Genomic DNA, 21,487 nt, shown 5'->3' with positions numbered 1-21,487 from the left:
AAGAGATGAACCAGGACCAGCCACAGGAGTCGGGTGGCAAGTGTCCGGTCATGCACGACTCGATGCCGGCACCCGTCGAAGGCGGAAGCAACCGCGAGTGGTGGCCCAAGTCCCTGAATCTGAAGATCCTCAAGAAGAACCCGGCAGTCGGCGACCCCATGGGCCCGGACTTCGACTACGCAGCCGAGTTCAACTCTCTCGATCTCGCTGAGGTCAAGCGCGACATCGAAGCCCTGATGACGAACTCGCAGCCCTGGTGGCCCGCGGACTTCGGTCACTACGGCCCGTTCTTCATTCGCATGGCGTGGCACGCAGCGGGCACGTACCGCAAGCAGGACGGACGCGGCGGTGCCGGAGCGGGCATGCAGCGCTTCGCGCCTCTGAACAGCTGGCCCGACAACGCGAGCCTGGACAAGGCCCGCAGGCTGATCTGGCCGATCAAGCAGAAATACGGCCGCAAGCTCTCCTGGGCCGACCTGATCGTGCTCACCGGCAACGTCGCCATCGAGTCCATGGGCCTGCCGACCTACGGCTACGCCGGCGGACGCGTCGACGCCTGGGAGCCGGACGAGGACATCTACTGGGGCCCGGAGCAGACCTGGTTGGGCGACGAGCGCTACTACGGTGACCGCACCAGCCTCGAGGGCCCGCTGGCCGCAGTGCAGATGGGTCTGATCTACGTCAATCCCGAAGGCCCGAACGGTAACCCGGATCCGGTGCAGTCCGCACTGGACATTCGCGAGACCTTCGGCCGCATGGCCATGAACGACATCGAGACCGCCGCGTTGGCCATCGGCGGACACACCTTCGGCAAGACGCACGGCGCTGCCGATCCCGAGGTGCACATCGGTGCCGAGCCGGAAGGCGCTCCCCTCGAACAGATGGGCCTCGGCTGGAAGAACAGCTACCAGAGCGGTGTCGGTGCGGACGCGATCACCAGTGGCCTCGAGGTCATCTGGACCCCCACGCCCACCCAGTGGGACAACTCGTTCCTCGAGACCCTGTACGGGTTCGAGTGGGAGCTCTACAAGAGCCCAGCCGGTGCACACCAGTGGCGCCCGAAGAACGGCGAGGGCGCGGACCTCGTTCCCGATCCCGCCGATCCCTCCAAGCGTCGCCACCCGTCGATGCTCACCTCCGACATCGCGATGCGCGTCGACCCGATCTACGAGCAGATCACCCGGCGGTGGCTCGATCATCCCGAGGAGCTCGCAGAGGAATTCCAGAAGGCCTGGTTCAAGCTCACCCACCGCGACATGGGACCGGTCACGCGTTACCTCGGCCCCGAGGTTCCGGCGGAGCCCCTGCTCTGGCAGGACCCGATCCCGGCCGTCGATCACGAGCTGATCGGTGACGCACAGATCGCCGAACTGAAGCAGGCCATCCTCGGATCCGAATTGACTCAGGATCAGCTGATCTCGGCTGCGTGGGCGGCGGCGTCGTCGTTCCGCGTCAGTGACAAGCGCGGCGGTGCGAACGGTGGCCGTCTGCGTCTGCAGCCGCAGGCCGGCTGGGAGGTCAACGAGCCCGACGAGCTCGCACAGGTCATCCGCGTTCTCGAAGGAATCCAGCAGTCATTCTCCGGAACTGTGTCCTTCGCCGACCTCGTGGTACTCGGTGGCGTCGCAGCCGTCGAGCAGGCCGCCAAGAACGCCGGCGTCGACATCACGGTCCCGTTCACCCCGGGCCGCATGGATGCCACGCAGGAGAAGACGGACGTCGACTCGTTCTCCGATCTGGAGCCCAAGGTCGACGGTTTCCGTAACTTCCTGGGCAAAGGCCAGAAGCTGCCGGCCGAGTTCAACCTGGTCGATCGGGCAAACCTGCTCTCGCTCAGTGCGCCCGAGATGACCGTGCTCGTCGGTGGTCTGCGCGTGCTCGGTGCGAACTTCAAGAAGTCGACGCACGGCGTTCTGACCGACAAGGTCGGCACGCTCACCAACGACTTCTTCGTCAACCTCCTCGACATGGGCACCGAGTGGGTTCCCGCCGCCGAGGAGGGCATCTACGAGGCCAAGGATGCCGCTACCGGTGAGAAGAAGTGGACCGGAACTCGCAACGATCTGGTCTTCGGCTCGAACTCCGAGTTGCGCGCTGTCGCAGAGGTTTACGCTTGCGATGACGCCAAGGACAAGTTCGTCCGCGACTTCGTCGCGGCGTGGGACAAGGTCATGATGCTCGATCGCTACGATCTGGCCTGATTTCTCCATCGAACCCCATCTTCACCCCCGTACCGACTCTCGGTGCGGGGGTGAAATGGGTTCAGCGTCGGAGCCTCGGCGTCGTTGCGAAGTCTCGGTGGGCTGATCTCGTCGCCCCTACATCCTGGGTTGTTCGCCGTGGGTGCGCGACAAGTGTGGGTGGATGGCAGAGAAGCAACTTCTCGAGTTCGTCGAGACCGAGATAGCCGGGCGTGGCCGGTAGTTCGTGCCGCGAGGATGGTGGTCCTTGCTCCCGTTCAGGCCACTTTCGTGGCGTGAAGACGCTCGACAAGACCGAGAGTGAACCGGTCGATGTCCTCGATGGAGAAGCTCTCGTCACCGGTGATCACGAGCGAGGGCCGGCGCAGAAAGTGCTCGCCGCCGATCGGGACGCTCACCAGTTCCAGGGCGCGTTGGATCCATCGAACCGGCCGGATCGACGAGGCGACGTGATCGGCGAGTAGCAACGTTCCACCCGGACGCAGCACCCGCGACATTTCCGCGAGCGCGATGTCCGTGGCGGGGATGGCGCAGAGTGAGAACGTGCACACCACGGTGTCGAAGGATGCATCGGGAAAGTCGAGAGCATGAGCGTCCCCGAGCGTCAGGTGCGCATCCGGTCTGACGTCGGCGGCGCGAAAGTGTGCCTGCGCGAGCATGTCCGGACTCAGCTCGATTCCGGTCAACGATGTCCCCGCCGGGTAGTGCTCGAGATTGAGTCCCGTTCCCACTGCGACCTCGAGAACCTGGCCTCGGGCGCGACTGCAGATCCAGGATCTGGTGTCGCGGAAAAGGACTCGGTCGAGGAAGGTCATGTGCTTGTCGTAACCGGCCGCTTGCTTGTCCCAGAATCGTTGCCATCGGGCGAGACGGTGCGTCGAATCGCCGACCATCGCTCAGTGCTCCCGGCCGGGAGCGATGGGTGCCGCGGCGGTGCGTGAGGCCTCGGACTCGGGGTGCGCCGCCAGATAACGCTTCTTGACCAGCTCCGATTCCTGCGCTTTACGGGAGTTCGTGAGATCGCGGGGCAGCATGTGTCGCACGAGGCGGCGTTGCCGATTCTCTTCCATGTACGAGGCGGTGAAGAACAGCGAGAGCAGGACCGCCAGAAGCACCATGGAACCACGCAACCACAGTTCACCCGGAAAGAACATGAACACGGCGTAGATGGGAAGAAACGGAACCTGGCCGCGGATCAGGTGCCGAACCACGGCGTGATTGCCCGTCAGATCGTTGGCCACCCAGTCCGTCATGGTCGAGGGCAGAGTGCGGCCGAAGGCGTAGCCGACCCACTGCCACGGCAAAGGGCGGGTCCTGTTGCGGTTCACCGGGTCGGGGTCGCTGTGCTCTGACGCATCCCCAGCCGCTTCATCAACAGGCTGGCCGGGCACCATCCGACTGCGGAATACAGCAGCAGATTCCCGCCGACGAATGCTGTCAGGACATGCCAGCGGCGGTCGTGAAGGGAACCGGCGGCGAGGCTGGCAAGGACCATGGTGCCCGCCAGCGCGGGGACTGCGCGTTCGATACTCGGTCCGCCGGGGCCGGTGAGGGTGTCGGTGCATGACATGCGGTAGATCCTCGCTTCTCTGCGTGTGGTGCGGTCGTCCGTGCATACCCTAGGGGGTAGATACGATGATACCAGCATACCCCTGGGGGTACTGTGTTACGGTTCCTCCATCTTCCCGACCAGTAAGGGCACGATGTGAGTTCCACCGACGTTCGAACCGACGAGAGTTCTGCAGACAACTCGCCGCCAGGAATCACCGGCGGGCCGTTGGCGCGCTTCGGTGCGCGCATGGCAGGCAACTTCAAGTGGGTGGTCACCGCGTGGCTCGTGGTCATCATCGGATTGGGAGCGTTCGCCCCGTCGGTGTTCGGATCCCTCGCCGGTGCCGGGTGGCAATCCAACGGATCGGAGTCGGTCCAGGTTCGCGAACTCGCACAGGAGCACTTCGGCGGGAACTCCTCGGCCGCGATCCAGGTGGTCGTGCATTCGGACACCGAGCAGGTGACCGATCCCGCTGTCGCGGCGGTCATTTCCGAGGTCACCGACATTCTGGCCGCCGATTCGCGGATTTCCGAGGTGATCCCCCCGCAACCGGGAATGTCGATCAGCCCCGACGGACACACCGGGATCCTCATCGGTGGAGCGAACGGGACCACCGACGAGATGGTGAAGGCCGTCGACGATCTCAAAGGTGAGCTGACCGCAGCCTCCACGGACTCGATCGAGGTCTACCCGACCGGAGCATCGGCACTGTGGAGTGACTTCAACAAGGCCAACCACGACGCGATGATCAAGGCCGAAATCATCTCCTGGCCCGTCACATTGGCGATCATGGTGCTCGCGTTCGGATCGCTCGTCGCGGCAGGTCTGCCCTTGCTGTTGACTCTGGCCGGCCTCGTCGCATCCGCGGGTGGTCTGGTTCTGCTCAACGAAATCACACCGATCTCGGTGTGGGCGATGAACTTTGCGATGATGTTCGCGCTGGCGCTCGGTATCGACTACGCGCTCTTCCTCGTCGTCCGATTCCGGGATGCGCTCCGCAAGACCATCGACGCCGGACGGATCGACCCCCAGCGTGCAGTGGCAGAAACGATGGACACGGCAGGCAAAGCAGTCCTGCTGTCCGGCCTGACCGTGCTGATCAGCCTGTCCGCCGTGCTTCTGGTACCTGCACCTGCGGTACGCACGATGGCCGTGGGCATCATGCTCGCGGTGGTGTTCGTTCTCGCGGCCACCCTCACACTGCTCCCCGCAGTTCTGGGCAAGCTCGGACCGAAGGTCAATGCCGGCTCCCTCCCGTACGCGAAGCGACAGGTGCACCGCTCGCCGAAATTCGCGACCTGGGGTCAGTTGCTGCACAAGCATCCGTGGCCGTTCGCCATCGGCTCCCTGCTGATTCTGGTGGCGCTGTCGATTCCGGCACTGGGTCTCAAGGTCGCCATGCCGTCCATTTCGGTTGTCCCCGAGGACGCTCCGGTCCGCCAAGGCTACGAACTGGTGCAGGCACAGATGGGCGAAGGCGCACCAGGCATGCTGCAGATCATCGCCCCCACGGCGGAGGCAGAGCAGACCGCACAGATCGCAGCGAGCGTCGACGGCGTATCGATGGTGACGCCGCCCATGCCCGCCATGGACGGATCCGATTACGTCATGCTGCAGGCCATCCCGAACGTGGACCCGTCGGACCCCGCACTCGAGACCACACTCGACGCCTTGCGCGCCGAGCTGCCCGAGGGAGCGATCGTCGGCGGTGCACCCGCGGAGAACCTGGACCTACAGACCGCGTTGAACGAGTACCTGCCGATCGTGGTGTCGGTGATCCTCGTGCTCGGATTCCTGCTGCTGCTGATCGCGCTCCAGGCACCGCTGATCGCCCTGCTGGGGACCGTGGTCAGCCTGCTGTCCACCGGCGCAGCATTCGGTGTGGCGAAGCTGATCTTCCAAGACGGTCACGGGGCGTCGCTGCTCGGATTCACCCCGCAGGGATTCCTGAACGGTTGGGGCCCGGTGTTCTTCTTCGCGATGATCTTCGCAATCGCGATGGACTACACGGTGTTTCTGCTGTCGAGCGTCAAGGAACACTACGAGAACACCGGTGATCCGCACGGTTCTCAGGTCGACGGAATGGCGCATTCGGGTCGGGTGATCTTCGCGGCCGCAGCGGTGATGATCGCGGTGTTCTTCTCGTTCGCGCTCGCCGAACCACTGCCACCCAAGGAGATGGGCATCATTCTGGGTGTCGCCGTATTGCTGGACGCGATACTCATCCGCTTGGTTCTGCTGCCGGTGCTCCTGCGCCTGACCGGCCATGCCGCATGGTGGTCACCCACGTGGCTACGAGCAGTACTACCCAAGATCGGCTTCTCGCACAGCTGAGACGCTCGCACAGTCGAGATGCTCACCATGGTGGTGGCCGATACCGTCCGGCGTCGGCCACCACGACCACTCTTACCCCTAGGGGTAACCTGGAGTTTCATCGAACGAAGGACTGAACGACATGACCGGTGACACCGAAAGCATCGCGTTGGTACTGAACCGTCTGCGGCGTGCGCAGGGTCAGCTCGCAGGAGTGATCTCGATGATCGAGAGCGGCCGTGACTGCAAGGACGTCGTCACCCAGCTGGCCGCGGTGTCGAAGGCTCTCGACCGGGCAGGCTTCAAGATCGTCGCCACCGGACTCCGTGAGTGCATCACCGGGGCGGAAACAGGGGAGAAGATGAGCGAAGCGGAGCTCGAGAAGCTCTTTCTCGCCCTCGCCTGACAACGGTCCGATCACCCCCGCATCGATGCACGGGGGTGATCGGACCGAGGCAGGACAGCCGGTTCGAGATGGGGTGCTCGGGCCCGCGACGTGTCAGCTCCTGCGCGCTGGACCGGGATGCTCGGGTGGGCGGGTGAACACCACACGAGCCCAGAGAACGGTGGACAGCAGGGCTGCCACCGCCCCCAGATACAGGCCGATCGATGGACCCGCCACCGTCGCGGTCGGTGCCAGTGACTGCCGAGCCCAGATCGCGAGCACACCGAACACCGTGGTGACACCGTTGCCCGCCAAAGCCAGAGCGGCCCACCGAAAACGCCGAACCAGACGCGCGATCGAGGCCGCTACGACGGTGAACGTGAGAGTGAATGCGGTGAACAGTGTCGCCAACACACCCGCTGATTCCGCGTCGGCGCTTTCGGTGCGCAGAAGAACGTCGTACCCGTGTGCGCCGCCGGTGTGCGGAAGCACCACTCCGAGCACGGCCGCCGACACCAGAACGAGCAGATACGGGGTGACCCGGGTGATCACCACCTCCGGTATCACGCGTCGTTCGATGGCCTCGAACACCGACCGATAGTGGCTCAGGTCGCCCTCGCGGTCGTAACTGTGCGGCGGTCGACCGTTCACGCTCGGCCGGTGAGAATGGCATTCCAGTACAACGCCGGCAGTCCGCGTCTCTTGAGGAACCACATGTCGCGGCGTTCGCGGGTGGTGTCGATCAGCGGTATCGAGGGAGCCGGCTGCATCGTGTAGTCGAACTCGGCCAGAAGCATCGTCTTACGAGAGGTGGTCAAGGGGCAGGAGGCGTACCCGCCGTACTGTGCGGTCAGTGGACGGCCGGCGATGCTCGCCTGCAGGTTCTCGGCGACCACGGGTGCTTGCTTGCGGATGGCGGCACCGGTCTTGGAATTCGGTGACGATCCGGCGTCACCGAGGGCGAAGATGTTGTCGAATCTGTTGTGACGCAGTGTGTTCTTGTCGATCTGGACGTATCCGGCTGGATTCTCGGGGTCCGCTATGGGGCTGGCCTTGATCCAGTCCGGTGCAGATTGGCGCGGTACGACGTGGAGCAGATCGTAGGGTAGCTCGTCGGTGGTACCTGCACTGTTGTCGGTGATCGTCACCGACCGGCCGTCCGGATCGACAGCGGTGACTTCGCTGTTCTTGCGCACCTCGATGCCGTAACGCGCCACGACTCGTTCGAGCTCCTCGGCGAACACCGGTACCCCGAACATTCCGGGTGTGGGCAGGACGAGGACAACTCGGATGGCATCGAGCACGCCCTGCTCGCGCCAGTAGTCGGCCGCGAGGTACGCGATCTTCTGCGGGGCACCCGCGCATTTGATGGGGCCGGAGGGCATCGTGAACACGGCGGTGCCCGACCGCATCTTTTGAATCATCTGCCACGTCTTGGGTGCGAGATCGTAGCGGTAATTGCTCGAGACCTGCGGGGTGTCGATCGATTCGGCCATGCCGGACACCGAATCCCAGTCGAGCTGGATGCCGGGGCACACCACCAGGTGGTCGTAATGGATCGTAGTTCCCGAGGAGGTGCTGACCGTCTGGGCATCGGGGTCGACCCCCTCGGCGCGATCCTTGATCCAGCCGACGCCCTGGGGCATCACCGACGCCTCGCTGCGCGCACTCTCCGAGGCCGGGGCGCGGCCTCCACCGACGAGCGTCCACAAAGGTTGGTAATAGTGGGTCTCTGCCGGCTCGATGATGCCGATGTCGGTCATTCCTGCTCGCCGCAAACGTGCCGCGAGCGAAATACCGGCGTTGCCTCCGCCGATGATCGCGACTTTGTGGTCGATGGTGTGCGCGGACATGTGGTCCTCCTGTTCGAGACACGAGCTCGGTGAGCGCTGTCTCGATTTCGGTTGATGCCGGGTGGTTCAGCTCGACGTCGGTGTGGGCGCGAGCCGTGTGGTCACAACATTGGTGGTCATTGAAGCCAGGTGCACTGCATCCACAGCAGTCGTGCTGGAAGGTCATTCCGGCGTTCGAGCAGGTGGTGCAAGGACACGTGCCGAGGTGTACGTCGCCCTCTCCTTGATTGATCGTACGGATGTACGTACATTATGGAAGAGGTTAGTCGCCAATACCGACAAACGCCACACTCGGGACGAATGAAATTTCCTCGTCCGCCCCGAGTCGGTGAGTGCCGGACGGCTGAGGAGGACGTGATGATCGGCAACCACTGCGATGTCGCTGTGAGTCGTTGCGCCTCGCTGGATCAGTCGGTTGCGATGCCCCTGGTCGCCCAGTGGAATGCCGCCCACTTCACCTCCACCCCGCAGGAATCGGAACCGTGCACCTCGCCGCACAGAACCTCCTGAAATACCCCACGGGGTACCATGAATTCTGAGACCTGTACGAACGCCACCACGATCGACAAGGAGATTTCGATGCTTCTCGAACGCATCTACGACGAAGACCTCGCCCAAGCCGGATACTTCATCGGCTGCCAGGCCAAGGGAGAGGCAGTGGTGGTCGACGCCCGCCGCGACATCGGTGTGTACCTGGACCTGGCCGATCGACATGGCATGACCATCACCGCCGTCACCGAGACCCACATCCATGCCGACTACCTGTCCGGCACCCGCGAGCTGGCCAAGGCCACCGGCGCGACCACCTACGTCTCAGGAGAGGGCGGCGACGACTGGCAGTACGGCTTCGAGGCCGAACGCCTCCACGATGGCGACACGCTGGCTCTGGGCAACATCACCGTGCAAGCCGTTCACACGCCCGGTCATACCCCGGAGCACCTCTCGTTCCTGGTGACCGACGGCGCCTTCGCCGATGCTCCGGGATACATGTTGACGGGCGACTTCGTCTTCGCCGGCGATCTCGGCCGCCCGGACCTACTCGACGAAGCTGCAGACGGTGTCGACACCCGTTTCGAGGGTGCCAAACAGATCTTCCGCAGTCTGAAGCGGTCGTTCGTCACGCAGCCGGATCATATCCAGGTCTTTCCCGGTCACGGTTCGGGCAGTGCCTGCGGAAAAGCTCTCGGCGCGCTTCCGTCGACCAGCGTCGGCTACGAACGCCGTTTCGCTTGGTGGGCCGGGTATGTCGAGCGCGACGACGAGCAGGGCTTCGTCGACGAGATGCTCGACGGTCAACCGGATGCACACGCCTACTTCGGCCGGATGAAGCGTCAGAACAAGCAGGGCCCGGTCGTTCTCGGGCCACTCTCTCCCTTGCGCGAGTACGACTCCGCAGAATTGGCACGCGCCCTCGACTCCGACGAGGTCGTCCTCCTCGACACCCGCGGCCAAGATGAGGTGCACGCCGGCGCTGTCCCCGGAGCGCTCAACATCCCCGGCATCGACAAGGCAGCCTCGTTCGGTGCCTGGGTCTACGACCCCGAACGAGAGGACACTCCACTGGTGGTGCTCGCCGAGGACCACGCCGTCGCCGACGAGCTACGTGATCACCTGCTGCGGGTCGGCATCGATACGGTGACCGGGTACGTCACGAGTCTACGAGGGCTCCCCATGACGACACCCGAGACGATCGGTGCGGACGAGCTGGATTCGTTCGACCCGGCAATGGTGCTGGACGTGCGCAACAAAACCGAACACGCCGACGGCCACATACCTGGCTCCGAACAGCTCAGCGGTGGCCGATTGCTGTGGAACCTCGACGGACTGCCCACGGGCGGTCCGATCGTGACTTATTGCCAGAGCGGCGTCCGTAACGCGGTCGCAGCCAGCGCCCTGCGCCGCGCCGGCTACCGAGTTGTCGAACTCGAGGGCAGCTACGCCGCCTGGGCCGAGCGCAACCTCGAAACAGTCTGATCGAACCCGCCCGAATCGGAGGCGGTCGTGCAGTCCGCCCCCGGTTCGGTCCGGTGCTCGCCCTGTCGGCTCGCTGCGCCACCGACGGTAGAGCAGGCCCCGGGCGAGCAGCCCCCGGGCGACACTCCTGATCCGGCACCGACTGGCCTGATCCGGGACCGACTGGGAAGCGAAACGATGACGCTCGCTACGCGGGCGGATTCACCAGGTTCGGCGCGATCTCCACCAGGCGCTCGTTCGTGGTGGGAAACAACTTTTCTCGAAGCAAGCATTGTCTCGTTGTGTGTCGGCGACGCCGACGGATGGTTTCTCGGGGACGGGGGGAGCTGCGGTCCCCGAGATCCTCGGTCGACATCGCTTCGACGCGTAGAGAGCATCACTGCCGTCCGTACGGATGTACGTACATTTGTTGTACAGTGGCCCCGAGGGTCAGCAGCCGGCGGCTCGAATTCGGATTCCGACACAGATCGACAGGAGGGCCTCTGATGGTTGAACCCGATCGCAGCGCCGCGCTCGACCGCTCCAGTGCGATGCCGCTGTGGGCGCAACTGCATGCCGATCTGGTCCGCCGAATCGGTGACGACGAATTCGCCGGCTCCGAGTTCCCGGGCGAGCATGCGTTGACGACGAGCTACGGGGTGAGCCGTCACACCACCCGCGAGGCCCTGCGGCACCTGCGGAACGAAGGAATCTTGATTGCAGAGCGTGGCCGGCCTTCTCGGTTGGCGGCTCCGCCGGTGATCGAGCAGCCACTCGGTGCGCTCTACAGTCTCTTCGCTGCCGTGGAAGCCACGGGTGTTGCTCAGCACAGCGTGGTGCGTGCACTCGAACTGCGGACCGACCCCGCGGTGGCCGCTACCTTGCAGGTCGGTCCCAAGGCTCCGCTGCTCTACCTGGAGCGCATCCGTATGGCAGGGACCATGCCGTTGGCTCTCGACCGTGCCTGGTTGCCGGGGGAGCTGGCACGCGACCTCCTGGATGCGGACTTCACTCACACGGCTCTCTACATCGAGCTCGAGAAACGCTGCGGCATCCGCCTGACCGGTGGCCGCGAGGACGTCACTGCCGTCGTGCCGGATCCGGAGGATGCGGCAGCACTCGAACTCGACTCGAAGACCGCGGCGCTGTCGATCCGCCGCTTGGGCTGCATGAATTCCCGGCCGGTGGAGTTGCGGCACACAGTGATTCGAGGAGATCGGTTCACCGTCTCGGCCACGTTCTCACCGAGCGAGGGCTATCGCTTCGTGCCGGCCACGCCGCTGCACGCCCTGTAAGCACCCACTGATCCAAGGAGCGTTGTTCATGACTGGAGCACCACCGGAAGCCGATCCGGCCGCCGCATATGCACTGATCGCCGAATCGGGAGCCATCCTGATCGATGTCCGCGAGGACGACGAATGGGCTGCCGGCCACGCCCCGGACGCCGTCCATGTACGCCTCGGCGATCTCGATCCTGCTGCCTACCCTCCTGAGCAGAAATTGGTCGTGGTGTGCCGGTCGGGCGCTCGGTCGAGCAAAGCTGTCGCGGCCCTCACCGATGCCGGTCGTACAGCGCACAATCTGTCGGGCGGAATGAAAGCGTGGCACGAAGACGGCCGCCCTGTGGTCCGTGATGACGGCACCCCCGGCGCAGTGATCTGACATGGTCGCCACCCTGGCGATTGCAGTTGCCGCAGGGATTCTCATCGGTCTTTCCCTCGGCGCGCTCGGTGGTGGGGGATCGATACTGACTGTTCCTGCCCTGGTGTATCTCCTGGCGGTCGAACCGCAGTCGGCAACGAGCGCCTCGTTGATCATCGTCGGAATCACCTCGATCATCGCGGCCATCAGTCATGCGCGAGCACGGCACGTTCGGTGGCGGGCAGCGGCAGTGTTCGGAATTCTGGGCTCGGTCACCGCCTTCGGTGGATCGGTCCTCAACCGATCGGTCGACCCGCAGATCTTGCTGCTCGCGTTCGCGGCACTGATGATCGTCGCCGCCGGTGCGATGCTGCGCCGCACCCGGCGTGGACACGATGCCGACCTACCGACACCGAACCCGGCCGAGACCGCGGGAACACGCCCGGGTGCCGTTGCGGTCGCCACCAAGCCCGCGAAAGTGAAGATCACCACGTCGCAGGTAGTCAAGCTGGTCGCTTCCGCGCTCGTCGTCGGCTTCCTCACCGGGTTTCTGGGAGTGGGCGGCGGCTTCCTCATCGTCCCCGCCCTGGTTCTGGCACTGGGCTACTCGATGCCCGTCGCGGTCGGAACGTCGCTGGTGATCATCTCCATCACCAGCGCGGGAGCCTTCACCGAACGCCTCGGCACAGGTGCCACCATCCCGTGGGAGATCGTCGTACCGTTCACCCTCGCGGCCATCGCCGGATCGTTCGCAGGAAAAGCCATCAGCGACAAAGTCTCTGCCACCACACTCACCCGTAGCTTCGCAGCCCTGTTGCTCGTCGTGGCCGTCTACGTCACCGTCCAGGCCTCCATGGCCCTGTAACGCACATCGTTGTGCATCACTGAGCCTATTTCTGCGCATGCAAATGCGGGCGCATCCCACACCTAGTTCGAGGAAATCGTCGATGACCGCACTGATTCCCCGCCCTGAGGCGGCCAGGCCGTATCCGATGCGTCACGAGCCGAAGGGCTCGACGCTGTTCCAATTGGTGACCACCACCGATCACAAGACGATCGGGAAGATGTATCTGGTCACCTCGTTCGGGTTGTTCCTCATCGGCGGGTTGATGGCGCTGCTCATGCGCACCGAACTCGCCGTACCGGGGTTGCAGTTCCTGTCCAACGAGCAGTACAACCAGCTGTTCACCATGCACGGCACGATTATGCTGTTGCTCTACGCCGTCCCGGTCGCGTACGGATTCGCCAATTACATTCTGCCGCTTCAGATCGGGGCACCGGACGTCGCGTTCCCGCGGCTCAACGCGTTCGCGTACTGGCTGTACGTGTTCGGATCGCTGATCGTGCTCGCCGGGTTCATCACCCCGGGAGGTGCCGCGGACTTCGGATGGACCGCCTACACCCCACTGACGAGCGCACTGCATTCCCCCGGCGTCGGCGCCGACCTGTGGGTACTGGGGCTGATCCTGTCCGGCTTGGGCACGATCTTGGGCGCGGTCAACTTCATCACTACCGTGGTGTGCCTGCGCGCACCCGGCATGACGATGTTCCGGATGCCGGTCTTCACCTGGAACATGCTCGTGACCTCGGTGCTGGTATTGCTGGCGTTCCCGACCTTCGCGGCCGCGTTGGCCGGGCTGGCCTTCGATCGACACTTCGGTGGTCACGTGTTCGACCCGGCGACCGGGGGAGCGGTGCTCTGGCAGCACCTGTTCTGGTTCTTCGGCCATCCCGAGGTCTACATCGTCGCGCTCCCGTTCTTCGGCATCGTCTCCGAAATCTTCCCGGTCTTCAGCCGCAAACCCATCTTCGGCTACAAGGGTCTGATCTTCGCCACCCTCGGCATCGCAGCGCTCTCGATCACGGTGTGGGCGCACCACATGTACGCCACCGGAGCTGTTCTGCTGCCGTTCTTTTCGTTCATGTCCTTCCTCATCGCCGTGCCGACCGGGGTGAAGTTGTTCAACTGGATCGGCACCATGTGGCGAGGACAGGTCACCCTGGAAACCCCGATGCTGTTCAGCATCGGGGTTTCTGATCACGTTCCTGTTCGGCGGACTGACCGGTGTGCTGCTGGCCAGCCCCCCCGATCGATTTCCACGTCACCGACACCTACTTCGTGGTGGCTCACTTCCACTACGTGCTGTTCGGGACCATCGTCTTCGCCACCTACGCCGGGGTGTACTTCTGGTTTCCCAAGATCACCGGACGCATGCTCGACGAACGCCTCGGCAAGTGGCACTTCTGGACGACGTTCGTCGGGTTCCACATGACGTTCCTGGTTCAGCACTGGCTCGGCAACGAAGGGATGCCGCGCCGCTACGCCGATTACCTGCCCTCCGACGGATTCACCACCTTGAACCTGATCTCCTCGATCGGAGCGTTCATTCTCGGGCTGTCCACGCTGCCGTTCGTGTGGAATGTGTTCAAGTCCTACCGATACGGCGAGGTCGCGACCGTCGACGATCCCTGGGGCTACGGCAATTCCCTCGAATGGGCCACCACCTGCCCACCGCCCCGCCACAATTTCACCGAACTACCCCGGATCCGCTCCGAGCGGCCGGCGTTCGAGCTGCACTACCCTCACATGGTCGAACGTATGCGCACCGAAGCCCATGTCGGGCTGACGGGCCACACCGCCGCTGTGCGGGCACCCTCCGAAGTGATCGCCGACGGCGTCGAAGAGGGCACCGCCAGCGGGACCTCAGGGGAGAGTCGGTGACGGGCACGCGGAGACTGCGCTCGACGGGTGCCGCTGTCCTGGTACCGGGGCGGGTGTCGTACGCGATAGCGGTCGCCATGGGGTTCTATGTGCTCGCGCTGATCCTGGTGTTCACATTCCTCGTCCCTCGACTCTCTCCCGGGTCAGCGACCGCTGTCACCGCTGCCGTGGTGGCCGGCTTCGCGGTGCTGCTGATGGCGGCGATGATGTTCGCAGCCCGCACGCCGCTGCATCCCGCAGCAGTGTCTCCGGTCCGCGACACGGCGGCGGACCGAGAGGACGACATCGTCGAGGGGTGGGCGGTGGTCCTGGGCACCGACATCGATTCACGACGGGTGGAACTGGAAGTGACGGTGCCCGGGTCCGGAACGTACCAGTGCGATGTGCGTGCAGAACGGTCGACCGGCCGCGCACTGGTGACCGGTGCCACCATTTCGGTGTGGGTCGATCCTCACCATCGCCGATCGTTGACCTTGGTCGGGGTCGGGGTCGGTCCGAGCATCGACGACGATATGTCCGGGAACGGGAAAAGCTGATCGAGCAACCTCGCCTGCACCCCGCGGCGGCGAAAGCCACTCCAGGGTCGCAGACGTCGATCGTAACTACCCTCGACTGCCCGCCGGACGGCTGGCTGTGCCGGTGACCGACGCGAGTGTGCCTGCGCGACATCGACTTTCCCGCGACGGAGCCCCCGCTTGCCGGCGATGGCGAGTGTGGTCGTGGTGTTGCACCTGATCGGGTGGGGGCTGTTCGTTCACTACGATGCGGACCTGCGTATGCACGGTCTGGCCGGTCGGCGCGCCGCGACGGGCGAGACCACGAAGAACGACGACTCGGGTCGCAGCCCTGGCAAGACCAGGGCTGCGGACCGCGATCTACTTCTTGGAGAACATGCGGGAGAACAATCCCGGTGACTTCGGATCGGAGTCGTGCCCCTTGCAGCGATTGGACGCCGGAACGCCCCGCATCACCTGATCGACGTGTTGACCACATCCCGCCCACGTCGTTTTCCCGCACTTCTTGCACGTGACAGCCCTGCACATGAGTCTCTCCCTCGGTCGACAATTCACTTTCAATATACCCTATGGGGTATCTTTTTCCGGGTGTCGGGGATGATCGGTCATCGCGGCGGGGGTCCGCCCAAGTGGGCGACGTCGTAGACGAACTGTTCGGGTACCGCGCTGGTCCACGGCCGCAGGCCGAGTGCGGTCTTGATACCGATCAGGGCCTGTGCGATGGGTGGGCACCGGCGACACTGCCGCAGGTGCGTATCGATGCGGGCCGAGGCGTCGACATCGAGACGCCCGTCCAGGTAGTCCGATGCCGCGGCGAGTGTGCGCCTGCATGCCTGGGAGTCGTTTCGCGGGTGTGCGGGACCGTCGTCGAGGGCGCGTAGCAGCTTCACCCGTGCGCGGTGGATGCGCTTGTACACCGCTGCGGTGGTGAGCGCGCCGACCGCACCGATCTGTGTCGCCGTCCAGCCCTCGCCGTCGTGTAATGCCAGGACCATTCGATCCTCGACGGTCAACGTCGCCAGCGCCGCTCGCACCGTGGATCGATCGCTGAGCGCCTGCGCGACCGTCTCGGGGTGCTCGAGGTCGCTGATCGGTCCATCGATGTCGCCCGTGCCCGATGGTTCGGTGCGCTGAGTCTCCGCGCGTGCGGCCACATCGCGGGCACGATTGATCGCGATTCGATACAGCCACGTCGTGAGCGCCGATTCGGATCGAAACGTTCTCCGGTTGCGCCACGCGCGTTCGAGGACGTCCTGCACCAGATCGTCGGTATCGGCCGGTGATCGTGTCATCGCGGCTGCGAAGCGACGAAGAGTCGTGCCCTGGTCGATCAGATCGCGCGCGAAGCGCTCGTCGTATGCCGCGCTGTCGAGGTCGGGGCTGGGCTGTTCGCGCGAGGAGCCATGGATTGGTCCACTTCGTCGTTCTCGCCCGTCCAACAGTGAAAGTCCCTCTACAGAACTGGAATCATCATGTCGTTCGTCGAATTCATGCGCAGTACTGCCGGACGCGCACTGCGCATCGTGGTGGGAATAGCTCTGATCGTGGTCGCCGTCGTGCTCGGCGGTGTCGGGGGCATCGTGGTGGGAGTGATCGGCGGTGTCTTCGTGCTGACTGGGGTGATCAACGTGTGTCTGCTCGGCCCGTTGTTCTCCGTCGATCTTCGAGGTCGACCCAAGACGTCCTGAACGGGGTGCGCGGGCGGGCAGCTCAGAAATGGGGGATCACCTTGAACGCGGTGTACCCGTCGTTGCTCTGGGCCAATGCGACACCGTTCGAGGTCACTGCTGTCGGCGCCGCACTCGGTGATGTGCCGGTGACGCGGCCGGAGGTCGCATCGATGGCGGTCACCCCCGAGTCCGACGCGCCGTAGACGATGCCGCCGACCAGAGCGAAGCGGTCGGCACCGGGAAATTGATCGGCGGTGAAACCTCGGGTGCCGTACTGCTCGAACAGGACAGCGATTCCGTCGTCGGTGAGGTCTGCGGTGGTGATCATCGTCGCCCCGCTACTGCTGTCGGCGGTCACCACCATCGGACTGCGGCTACCGCTGATCCATCGGATCTCGGCATCGGAGAGGCGATAGACCGCCTGGATCGGTTCGGGACGGGTCGGGATCGTCCATGCCACGACCACTGCATTGCCGGCGGTAGCGACGAATCGTGCGCTCCCGGGGATCGCTGCGGGGGGCGGGGTGAGAGTGTCGGTGGACCAGGCGATGTTGCCGGTATCGGCGGTCACGACATGCGCTGTGTCGCCGTCGACGGTGACCGCGTATCCACCGGATTCGGAGACCGCACCCGCCAGGTCGGTGCGGTGTCCGTCGGTTTCCGAGACGGCGGCGACAGCCACGGGCGCATCCGTTTGCGAGCAGTCGGCGTCGATCAGCAGTCCGGACCCGGTCAGGCAGCCTGCAGTGGAGACCGGGCCCCATACGAGGTCGCCGGTGCGGGTATCGCGGGCGGTCATCGTGGCCGGTGCACCCGAACCGGGATCATCGATGTCCTCGGTGATCAACAGCTCACGGTTGTGTGTGCTGGTGACCGCGAACTCGTCGCGATCGGCGGGTACGTCCACGCCGAATCGTGGTGTGCCGGTGTCGTCGAGTACCTGCACCCGGTGCGAACCGGATGCGTCCGAGGAGTCGACGACTCCGACGAACCCGTCCTCGACGATGTGAGGCTGCGACAGGAACGGGATCGACCACAGGGCCGTGTCTCCGAAGCCCGGCGGCGGCGCGGCCGGCGACGACGGATGTGCCGCCGGATCGGTGCCCGTGGTGTCGGGAGCAGGTGAGGAACTGCACCCCGACGCCAGCGCGACGGCGCACAGTGCAACGGTCCCGATCACCGCCGCCGCTCTGCCGATACGGTGCGCACCCATCTATGCGGTGGTGCTGTCTCCGCCGAGTGCCATGATCGCGCTCTGCAGCAGTGCAGTGGCCCGGTCGGCGACCTCGGCCAGGCCCGCTGCATCCGAGAGCCCCACCATCACCTGGGGGTTCATCGCTTCGACGATCGTGCTGCTGCCATCGGCCCGCACCACCACGTTGCACGGCAGCAGCAACCCCACCTGCCGATCGGTGTCGATCGCAGCCTTCGCCAACTGCGGATTACACGCTCCGAGGATGACGTAGCGTTCGATGTCGGCGTCGATCTTGCTCTTCAACGTCGACTGCATGTCGATCTCGGTGAGCACTCCGAATCCCTGTTCGGCGAGTGCCTCACGGGTTGCGTCCACGGTTTCCTCGAACGGCATGTCCACGCGGGTACCGATGGCCAATTCGGTCATAGTTCGTTCGGTTCCTTTCGATCGGTTCGGGTGCCGGTCACCCGATGGTCGGTGCACGGGTGAGCAGGCGTCGCCCGGTCATGCTGCGCAGGACGCGGAGGTGCAGTCGCGTTTGCGCCATCGCACGATCACCGCTGCTGTCAGCATTGCCAGGGACACCCCGGCAAGGATGGGTTGTATCGGTGCCCACAACCCCAGTGCACCCGAGGTGCCGAGCGCAAGAAGTACCAGCTTGTTGCACACCGGACACCCGACGGCGAAGAAAGTCAGGACCACACCGAGGGCGGCGGGTGTGCCGGTCCGCTCGACCCGCGCGGGTTTGTCGATCCCGAACCACAGTGCGGTCAACAGGGCCGTGGCCAGCAGAACCGGAAGCTCCCATGCCCGCACCGGCACTTCACGGCCGAAGACGGGCGTGTCGATGATGTCGGTGGGAATGCCGACCACCAACACGGTGATCACACCGGCGACAGTGCCGCGTGCCGCCCGCATCCCCCAACGCCGGTACCGAGAGAACTGGGCAACCACCTCGTCATCGGAACGGCCTGCGGTTTCGACGTCGAGGCGGTCGGACGTGGCGGGCTCGGTCATCAGCGAGGATCTCCTACGGGTTGTAGTTGTGTGAGTAGGGTGACACTGTGAGGCTATACCCAGATGGGTATCGCTGCCAGTATTGCCGACTGCCGAAAGGTATTGCATGACTTCGACATCTCGCTCCACTCGCCGACGCGACCTTGTGCTCCTGGCCATCGCCGTGGTGGTGGCGGCCGTGCTCGTGGGAGCTCTCGTGCTCGGAACGACAGGTGACGGCGAGCAGTCGGAGGCGGCACCGGACGCCGGGTCGAGCAGCGTGAGCGGCCCGCCGGCGATGGGACCGCTCGGCGATCTGGCGCACCGCGAGCCCGATGATCCGATGGCCCTCGGCGACGTCGAGGCCCCGGTGGTGATGATCGCCTTCTCGGACTTTCGGTGTCCGTTCTGCGCCCAGTTCAGCCGGGAAACCGAGCCGCAGCTGATCGATCGATACGTCGATACCGGCACCCTGCGCATCGAATGGCGAGATCTACCCATTTTCGGGCAACAATCATTCGATGCTGCCCGGGCCGGACGCGCGGCCGCCGCCCAGGGCAAGTTCTGGGAGTTCACCCGCGCCGTCTACGCCGATGCACCCGAGACCGGTCACGCGGACCTGACACTGGAGACGCTGCAAAGCTACGCGCAACAGGCCGGGGTACCGGATCTGGCTCGGTTCACCGCCGACGCCACCGGCACCGCATTCGATGCCGCGATCACCGCCGACTCCACCGAAGCGCAGTCGCTGGGTATCCCGGCCACTCCGGCGTTCTCGATCAACGGTGATCCGGTTCTGGGCGCACAACCGTTCTCGGAATTCGTCGATCTGATCGACACCGCAGCCGGCGCGTAGGGCGGCCCGCGATGTCGCAGATCGGACTTCTCGGAGCATTTCTCGGCGGGCTCCTGGCACTTCTCAGTCCATGCTCGGCCCTGCTGCTCCCTTCCTTCTTCGCGTACGCCTTCGACGGGGCCGGCAAGCTCGCCGGCCGCACCGGGATCTTCTACCTCGGGCTGGCAGCGGTCCTGGTGCCCCTCGGTGCCGGAGTCGGTGCCATCGGCTCGGCGATCACCCGGTATCGCGAGGTCACCACCATGATCGGCGGCGTGGTCATCATCGCACTCGGAGTGATGATCATCGTCGGTCGCGGCTTCGCGCTGGGGTCCGCTCAGAGAGCAGCCGCGCGCATCGACGTCTCCTCCACCGGATCGGTCTTCGCCCTCGGCGCGGTCTACGGGCTCGCAGGGTTCTGCTCGGGACCCCTGCTCGGCGCGGTCCTGACCGTTGCCGTCGCCGGCGGTCAGGCCGCATACGGCGGAGTGCTCATGGCACTCTACGCAGCGGGGATGGTGATACCCCTGTTCGTGCTGGCGCTGGTATGGGACCGATTCTCGCTCGGATCACGAACGTGGTTGCGCGGCAAGGAAATCAGCATAGGACCGCTGAAGACGCATACCACGTCTCTGATATCGGGGGTACTTTTCATCGGTATCGGAGTGCTGTTCCTGCTCACGGAGGGCACAGCGAACCTCGGCGGCGTCATGGGGGTCGACAGTCAGTACTCGCTGCAGGTCTGGATCAGCGATGTGGCCGACGCGGTACCGAACACCGCAGTACTACTGATCGCAGTGCTGATGATCATCGCAGTCCTGACGGTGCGCATCGTCCGTGGTCGAGGCCGTGACACCGCAGCCGAGTCCTCCGAGCTCGGTGAACGCGAGAACCGAACGCCCTGAGACGATGTGCCTACGACACTGGAGCGGGGATGTGATGTCAGGCGTAGAGCTGTGACCACCCATCTCGCTGACGTCGAGCGAGATGGAGCACTACAGCGGGAACCACTTCGACACCCATCAGCAGATCGTCGTCACCGAGCCCTCTGCCCTCCAGACTGTTGCGGCATGCTTTCACCGTGATGGAGGCCGAATCGATCAACGCCCGCATCTCCAGGGAAATATCCGAACAGCGCAGGGCCGCATCGAGACCCGGTCCGAAGCACACGACTTCGATCGTCACCGGCTCGGTCGCAGCATCGAGAAGGTTGTGGATCGCCCGCACCACCACGGTGGGTGTGGTGTTGACGGCGAACACCACACGCAGGGGAGTCGGATGATCGGTCACGTGAAAGTTCCGCTCTTCAGATCACGGTGAGCTGCGGCGCCCCACGGCTGTGCATGGAGAAGAACATCGATGGCCCGACCCTCGCCGACAGGGCGGACCAGATGTTCCAGCTCGTGGACCTGCAATCCGCTCGCGGCGCGGGCGAGGTCGTCGATGGCGGGCAGGATCGACGGATCCGGCGGGCCCCCGACTCCGTGAGTGAAGTTATCGAGCGCATGACCGAGATACAACAGCCGTCCACCCGGTGCGAGCCAACTTCCTGCACCGGCAATGACGGCAACCAACTCGTCGACCGGTAGATGCAGGAAAGCCGATGGCCACCAGATCCACCGGGCCGGGCGGCTCCCAGGCCCGCACGTCGGCAAC

Annotated in this window: 22 protein-coding genes and 1 pseudogene; 12 read left to right on the top strand and 11 right to left on the bottom strand. The window is 64.7% G+C overall.

What is annotated here, in order from left to right; genetic code table 11:
- Nucleotides 1-5 precede the first annotated feature (5 nt).
- Nucleotides 6-2,201 carry a catalase/peroxidase HPI gene (gene katG / locus AC1L34_RS06965; protein ID WP_039868156.1) on the top strand — a complete coding sequence of 732 codons (2,196 nt, stop codon included), beginning with the start codon at nt 6-8 and terminating at the stop codon, nt 2,199-2,201.
- A gap of 257 nt (nt 2,202-2,458) precedes the next feature.
- Here katG and AC1L34_RS06960 read toward each other — a convergent pair whose 3' ends face one another.
- The 3 genes from AC1L34_RS06960 to AC1L34_RS06950 are packed head-to-tail and all read right to left on the bottom strand — an operon-like array spanning nt 2,459 to nt 3,771.
- Nucleotides 2,459-3,094: a class I SAM-dependent methyltransferase gene (locus AC1L34_RS06960; RefSeq protein WP_151097334.1), complete on the bottom strand. Its 636-nt coding sequence runs from the start codon at nt 3,092-3,094 to the stop codon at nt 2,459-2,461.
- 3 nt (nt 3,095-3,097) lie between these two features.
- The gene (locus AC1L34_RS06955) at nt 3,098-3,529 is read right to left on the bottom strand and encodes a DUF5313 family protein (RefSeq protein WP_051999705.1); all 432 of its coding nucleotides are present in this window, start codon (nt 3,527-3,529) and stop codon (nt 3,098-3,100) included.
- On the bottom strand, nt 3,526-3,771 hold the full coding sequence (locus tag AC1L34_RS06950) for a YgaP family membrane protein (protein WP_006898186.1): 246 nt from the start codon (nt 3,769-3,771) through the stop codon (nt 3,526-3,528). Before AC1L34_RS06950 ends, AC1L34_RS06955 begins: the two co-directional genes overlap by 4 nt.
- Nucleotides 3,772-3,906: 135 nt before the next feature.
- Between AC1L34_RS06950 and AC1L34_RS06945 the strand changes: the two genes are divergently transcribed.
- Nucleotides 3,907-6,087, top strand: a complete 2,181-nt coding sequence (locus tag AC1L34_RS06945; protein WP_006898187.1) for an MMPL family transporter — start codon at nt 3,907-3,909, stop codon at nt 6,085-6,087.
- 121 nt (nt 6,088-6,208) lie between these two features.
- The gene (locus AC1L34_RS06940; protein WP_006898188.1) at nt 6,209-6,472 is read left to right on the top strand and encodes a metal-sensitive transcriptional regulator; all 264 of its coding nucleotides are present in this window, start codon (nt 6,209-6,211) and stop codon (nt 6,470-6,472) included.
- 93 nt (nt 6,473-6,565) lie between these two features.
- On the opposite strand, the gene AC1L34_RS06935 is transcribed toward AC1L34_RS06940, so the two are convergent.
- Together AC1L34_RS06935 and AC1L34_RS06930 are read right to left on the bottom strand one after the other, a co-directional pair.
- Nucleotides 6,566-7,102: an Rv2732c family membrane protein gene (locus AC1L34_RS06935; protein ID WP_006898189.1), complete on the bottom strand. Its 537-nt coding sequence runs from the start codon at nt 7,100-7,102 to the stop codon at nt 6,566-6,568.
- A complete protein-coding gene (locus AC1L34_RS06930; RefSeq protein ID WP_006898190.1) occupies nt 7,099-8,304 on the bottom strand; it encodes an NAD(P)/FAD-dependent oxidoreductase in 1,206 nt (401 codons plus the stop codon). Before AC1L34_RS06930 ends, AC1L34_RS06935 begins: the two co-directional genes overlap by 4 nt.
- A 579-nt stretch (nt 8,305-8,883) precedes the next feature.
- On the opposite strand from AC1L34_RS06930, the gene AC1L34_RS06925 reads away from it, so the two are divergent.
- From AC1L34_RS06925 to AC1L34_RS06900, 6 genes and pseudogenes are all read left to right on the top strand, one after another.
- Entirely contained in the window at nt 8,884-10,278 is a 1,395-nt protein-coding gene (locus AC1L34_RS06925) for an MBL fold metallo-hydrolase (protein ID WP_006898191.1), read from the top strand.
- Between the two features lie 485 nt (nt 10,279-10,763).
- Nucleotides 10,764-11,552, top strand: coding sequence for a GntR family transcriptional regulator (locus AC1L34_RS06920; RefSeq protein ID WP_006898192.1), 789 nt, complete (start codon nt 10,764-10,766; stop codon nt 11,550-11,552).
- A gap of 28 nt (nt 11,553-11,580) precedes the next feature.
- Nucleotides 11,581-11,919 carry a rhodanese-like domain-containing protein gene (locus AC1L34_RS06915; RefSeq protein ID WP_006898193.1) on the top strand — a complete coding sequence of 113 codons (339 nt, stop codon included), beginning with the start codon at nt 11,581-11,583 and terminating at the stop codon, nt 11,917-11,919.
- 1 nt (nt 11,920) lies between these two features.
- Nucleotides 11,921-12,763: a sulfite exporter TauE/SafE family protein gene (locus tag AC1L34_RS06910; protein WP_480035225.1), complete on the top strand. Its 843-nt coding sequence runs from the start codon at nt 11,921-11,923 to the stop codon at nt 12,761-12,763.
- Between the two features lie 82 nt (nt 12,764-12,845).
- Nucleotides 12,846-14,620, top strand: a pseudogene (gene ctaD, locus AC1L34_RS06905) (aa3-type cytochrome oxidase subunit I).
- A complete protein-coding gene (locus AC1L34_RS06900) occupies nt 14,617-15,156 on the top strand; it encodes a hypothetical protein (protein WP_480035224.1) in 540 nt (179 codons plus the stop codon). Before ctaD ends, AC1L34_RS06900 begins: the two are co-directional and overlap by 4 nt.
- 584 nt (nt 15,157-15,740) lie before the next feature.
- On the opposite strand, the gene AC1L34_RS06895 is transcribed toward AC1L34_RS06900, so the two are convergent.
- The gene (locus tag AC1L34_RS06895; protein WP_480035223.1) at nt 15,741-16,427 is read right to left on the bottom strand and encodes a sigma-70 family RNA polymerase sigma factor; all 687 of its coding nucleotides are present in this window, start codon (nt 16,425-16,427) and stop codon (nt 15,741-15,743) included.
- Between the two features lie 180 nt (nt 16,428-16,607).
- Between AC1L34_RS06895 and AC1L34_RS06890 the strand changes: the two genes are divergently transcribed.
- Nucleotides 16,608-16,823, top strand: a complete 216-nt coding sequence (locus AC1L34_RS06890; RefSeq protein WP_006898201.1) for a YgaP-like transmembrane domain — start codon at nt 16,608-16,610, stop codon at nt 16,821-16,823.
- 22 nt (nt 16,824-16,845) lie between these two features.
- Here AC1L34_RS06890 and AC1L34_RS06885 read toward each other — a convergent pair whose 3' ends face one another.
- The 3 genes from AC1L34_RS06885 to AC1L34_RS06875 form a co-directional block, all read right to left on the bottom strand.
- Complete coding sequence (locus AC1L34_RS06885; protein ID WP_480035222.1) at nt 16,846-18,018, bottom strand: hypothetical protein; 1,173 nt, start codon at nt 18,016-18,018, stop codon at nt 16,846-16,848.
- Nucleotides 18,019-18,426: a DUF302 domain-containing protein gene (locus AC1L34_RS06880; protein ID WP_006898203.1), complete on the bottom strand. Its 408-nt coding sequence runs from the start codon at nt 18,424-18,426 to the stop codon at nt 18,019-18,021.
- A gap of 78 nt (nt 18,427-18,504) precedes the next feature.
- Entirely contained in the window at nt 18,505-19,017 is a 513-nt protein-coding gene (locus AC1L34_RS06875; RefSeq protein ID WP_480035221.1) for a hypothetical protein, read from the bottom strand.
- 106 nt (nt 19,018-19,123) lie between these two features.
- Between AC1L34_RS06875 and AC1L34_RS06870 the strand changes: the two genes are divergently transcribed.
- Both AC1L34_RS06870 and AC1L34_RS06865 read left to right on the top strand, forming a co-directional pair.
- Nucleotides 19,124-19,852, top strand: a complete 729-nt coding sequence (locus AC1L34_RS06870) for a DsbA family protein (RefSeq protein ID WP_042925970.1) — start codon at nt 19,124-19,126, stop codon at nt 19,850-19,852.
- Nucleotides 19,853-19,863: 11 nt separating this feature from the next.
- Nucleotides 19,864-20,736 carry a cytochrome c biogenesis CcdA family protein gene (locus AC1L34_RS06865; RefSeq protein WP_042925969.1) on the top strand — a complete coding sequence of 291 codons (873 nt, stop codon included), beginning with the start codon at nt 19,864-19,866 and terminating at the stop codon, nt 20,734-20,736.
- Between the two features lie 37 nt (nt 20,737-20,773).
- Here AC1L34_RS06865 and AC1L34_RS06860 read toward each other — a convergent pair whose 3' ends face one another.
- Both AC1L34_RS06860 and AC1L34_RS06855 read right to left on the bottom strand, forming a co-directional pair.
- Nucleotides 20,774-21,121 (bottom strand): DsrE family protein, encoded by a 348-nt coding sequence (locus AC1L34_RS06860; protein WP_042925967.1) that lies wholly within the window; start codon nt 21,119-21,121, stop codon nt 20,774-20,776.
- Nucleotides 21,118-21,486, bottom strand: a complete 369-nt coding sequence (locus AC1L34_RS06855) for a hypothetical protein (RefSeq protein WP_480035350.1) — start codon at nt 21,484-21,486, stop codon at nt 21,118-21,120. The genes AC1L34_RS06860 and AC1L34_RS06855 overlap by 4 nt, the downstream gene beginning before the upstream one ends.
- Nucleotide 21,487: the final 1 nt, after the last annotated feature.

The organism is Gordonia sp. 34D, assembly GCF_056682775.1.
This window is presented reverse-complemented; position numbering and strand designations above follow the sequence as displayed.